General features: G+C 66.3%; 4 protein-coding genes. All 4 read left to right on the forward strand.

The genetic code is table 11. The features are described 5' to 3' along the window. Positions 1–421: uridine monophosphate kinase (locus WAN02_RS20270; protein WP_422266018.1), on the forward strand; the 421-nt coding region annotated here is incomplete at its 5' end. A gap of 81 nt (positions 422–502) precedes the next feature. After that, entirely contained in the window at positions 503–1,060 is a 558-nt protein-coding gene (gene frr, locus WAN02_RS20275) for a ribosome recycling factor (RefSeq protein WP_422266019.1), read from the forward strand. A 23-nt stretch (positions 1,061–1,083) separates the two neighbouring features. Further along, complete coding sequence (locus WAN02_RS20280; protein ID WP_422266020.1) at positions 1,084–1,995, forward strand: phosphatidate cytidylyltransferase; 912 nt, start codon at positions 1,084–1,086, stop codon at positions 1,993–1,995. Positions 1,996–2,007: 12 nt separating this feature from the next. Continuing rightward, complete coding sequence (rlmN, locus tag WAN02_RS20285; RefSeq protein ID WP_422266021.1) at positions 2,008–3,105, forward strand: 23S rRNA (adenine(2503)-C(2))-methyltransferase RlmN; 1,098 nt, start codon at positions 2,008–2,010, stop codon at positions 3,103–3,105. Positions 3,106–3,184 lie beyond the last annotated feature (79 nt).

The following is a 3,184-nucleotide window of genomic DNA, read 5'->3' on the forward strand; positions in this document are numbered from 1 at the left end:
CCGGGTGCAGACCGCGATCACGATGGGTCAGGTCGCCGAGCCGTACATACCTCTGCGAGCCGTCCGTCATCTGGAAAAAGGCCGGGTGGTGATCTTTGGTGCCGGTATGGGGCTGCCGTATTTCTCCACGGACACCACCGCCGCACAACGGGCGTTGGAGATCGGCGCCGACGTGGTGTTGATGGCCAAGGCGGTCGACGGGGTGTTCGCCGAAGACCCCCGGGTGAATCCGGGGGCCGAATTGTTCACCGCCATCACGCACCGGGAAGTGATCGATCGCGGGCTGCAGGTGGCCGACACCACCGCGTTCAGCTTGTGCATGGACAATCGCATGCCGATTCTGGTTTTCAACCTGCTGACCGATGGCAATATCGCTCGGGCCGTCGCGGGTGACAAAATTGGGACGCTGGTCACAACGTGAAGGGAGGCGCGGCGCAGAAATGCCCGCCGGCGACGATCCACAGGGCGGTGCGATGCGAAAAGGGCAGGAGGAGCGGCGGAAATGATTGACGAGACTCTCTTCGACGCCGAGGAGAAAATGGAAAAGGCCGTATCGGTGAGTCGCGACGACCTGTCGACCATCCGGACCGGCCGGGCCAATCCCAGCATGTTCAACCGGATTGTCATCGACTACTACGGTTCTGCGACTCCGATCACGCAGCTCGCCAGCATCAATGTCCCCGAGGCGCGGCTGGTCGTCATCAAGCCGTACGAGGCCGGTCAGCTCGGAAACATCGAGGCTGCGATCCGTAACTCAGATCTGGGGGTGAACCCCACCAACGACGGCACGTTGATCCGGGTGGCGGTGCCGCAGCTGACCGAGGAACGTCGTCGCGAGCTGGTCAAGCAGGCCAAAGCCAAGGGCGAGGACGCCAAGGTGTCGGTGCGCAACATCCGCCGCAAGGCGATGGAGGAATTGCACCGGATTCGCAAAGACGGCGAAGCCGGCGAGGACGAGGTCGCGCGCGCCGAGAAGGACCTGGACAAGTCAACCCAGCAGTACGTGACCCAGATCGAGGACCTGGTCAAACACAAGGAAGGCGAGTTGCTGGAGGTCTGACGGCCGCTCAGCAGACGACGTCCGTGGCAGAGACTGACACCCCCGCAGACAGCCCGGCAGAGGGCTCGGTGGAGCAGCCCCAAAATGGCCGGCAGAAGAAGTCGCGGGCGGGCCGCAATCTCCCGGCGGCGATCGCCGTGGGTGCCGCCATCGGCCTCACCATCGTCGCGATCCTGATCTGGGACCGGTTCCTCTGGGTTTTCCTGCTCACCGCCGCGATGCCGTTGGCTACTCACGAGGTGGTCCGTCGGCTGCGGGAGGCCGGTTACGTCATCCCGGTGGTGCCGTTGCTTGCCGGCGGCCAACTCATGGTGTGGCTGGCCTGGTATCACCATGCGGTCGGCGCACTGGCCGGGTTCGGCATCACCGCTGTGGTCTGCATGTTCTGGCGGCTGGCGTTGAGCAGTTCAGCCTCGCCGGCTGGTGCGGATTCGCCGCCGTCGAATTACCTGCGCGACGTTACGGCCACAATATTTGTCGCCGCCTGGGTACCGCTGTTCGCGTCGTTCAGCGTGCTGCTGGCCTATCCGACGAACGGCTCTGCCCGGGTGTTCTGCCTGATGATCGGGGTGGTCGCCTCCGACGTCGGCGGTTATGCGGTCGGCGTGCTGATGGGCAAGCACCCGATGGTCCCGTCGATCAGCCCGAACAAGTCGTGGGAGGGCCTGGCCGGTTCGCTGTTCTTCGGGATCACCGCGGTCACGTTGACCACCACTCTGTTGATCAACAAGCCGGTGTGGATCGGCCTGGTGCTCGGCCTGACGATTGTGGCCACCGCGACTCTCGGCGACCTGGTGGAGTCCCAAATCAAACGCGACCTGGGTATCAAGGACATGGGTCGGATCCTGCCCGGCCACGGCGGGCTGATGGACCGGCTGGATGGAACGCTGCCGTCGGCGGTGGCCACCTGGACCGTCCTCACCCTGTTGCCCTAAGGTCCGCAGCGGATGAAGCAACAACTGGTCTTCGAGGCACCACGCAGCGCGCTGCCGCCTCGCCATCTGGCCGACCTCGACGAGGCTGGGCGCATCGAGGCCGTCGCCGCGCTGGGCCTTCCGCCGTTTCGCGCCAAACAGCTGGCGCATCAGTACTACGGCCGCCTGATCGCCGACCCACAGCAGATGACCGACCTGCCGGCCACGGTCCGCGGCCGGGTGGCGGAGGTGCTGTTCCCGAAGCTGCTGACGGCCGCCCGCGAGGTCACGTGCGACGCCGGCCAGACCCGCAAGACGGTGTGGCGGGCGGTCGACGGCACCACCTTCGAGTCGGTGCTGATGCGCTACCCGCAACGCAACACGGTGTGCATCTCGTCGCAGGCCGGCTGCGGCATGGCGTGCCCGTTCTGCGCCACCGGGCAGGGCGGTCTGACCCGCAATCTGTCGACCGCGGAGATCCTCGAGCAGGTGCGCGCCGCGGCAGCGGCGCTGCGCGACGAGCGGGGCGACCGGTTGTCCAACATCGTGTTCATGGGCATGGGGGAGCCGCTGGCCAACTACGCCAGGGTGCTTGCGGCAGTACGCCGCATCACCGAGCAGCCATCGAACGGATTTGGCATCTCGGCGCGGTCGGTGACGGTGTCGACGGTCGGCCTGGCCCCGGCCATCCGCAAACTCGCCGACGAGCGACTCGGGGTCACGTTGGCGCTGTCATTGCACGCCCCGGACGACGAACTGCGCGACACTCTGGTGCCAGTCAACAATCGGTGGAACGTCGGCGAGGCGCTGGATGCCGCCCACTACTACGCCGAGCAGACCGGTCGACGGGTGTCGGTGGAATACGCGTTGATCCGCGACGTCAACGACCAGCCCTGGCGGGCGGACCTGCTGGGCAAGCGTCTGCACGGCGCGCTGGGCCCGCTCGTGCACGTGAACCTGATTCCGCTGAACCCGACACCGGGCAGCGACTGGGACGCCAGCCCGAAAGTCGTTGAGCGGGAGTTCGTTCGACGGGTCCGTGCAGCCGGCGTGACATGCACCGTGCGCGATACCCGCGGGCGCGAGATCGCCGCCGCATGCGGTCAGCTCGCCGCTGAGTTGCCTACCTGAGCCAGCCGCGCCGACGGCCCCACCAGTCGCGCACCAGTAAAAATGCGGCCAACAGCGCGAAACCGATCACCCACAGGTC

It is taken from the genome of Mycobacterium sp. (genome assembly GCF_049281135.1).
Lineage (GTDB): Bacteria > Actinomycetota > Actinomycetes > Mycobacteriales > Mycobacteriaceae > Mycobacterium.

What these genes read in the sequence shown, in the direction of transcription:
- frr (WP_422266019.1), top strand. Translation starts at nt 503, where the DNA reads ATGATTGACGAGACTCTCTTCGACGCCGAGGAGAAAATGGAAAAGGCC.
- rlmN (WP_422266021.1), top strand. Translation starts at nt 2,008, where the DNA reads ATGAAGCAACAACTGGTCTTCGAGGCACCACGCAGCGCGCTGCCGCCT.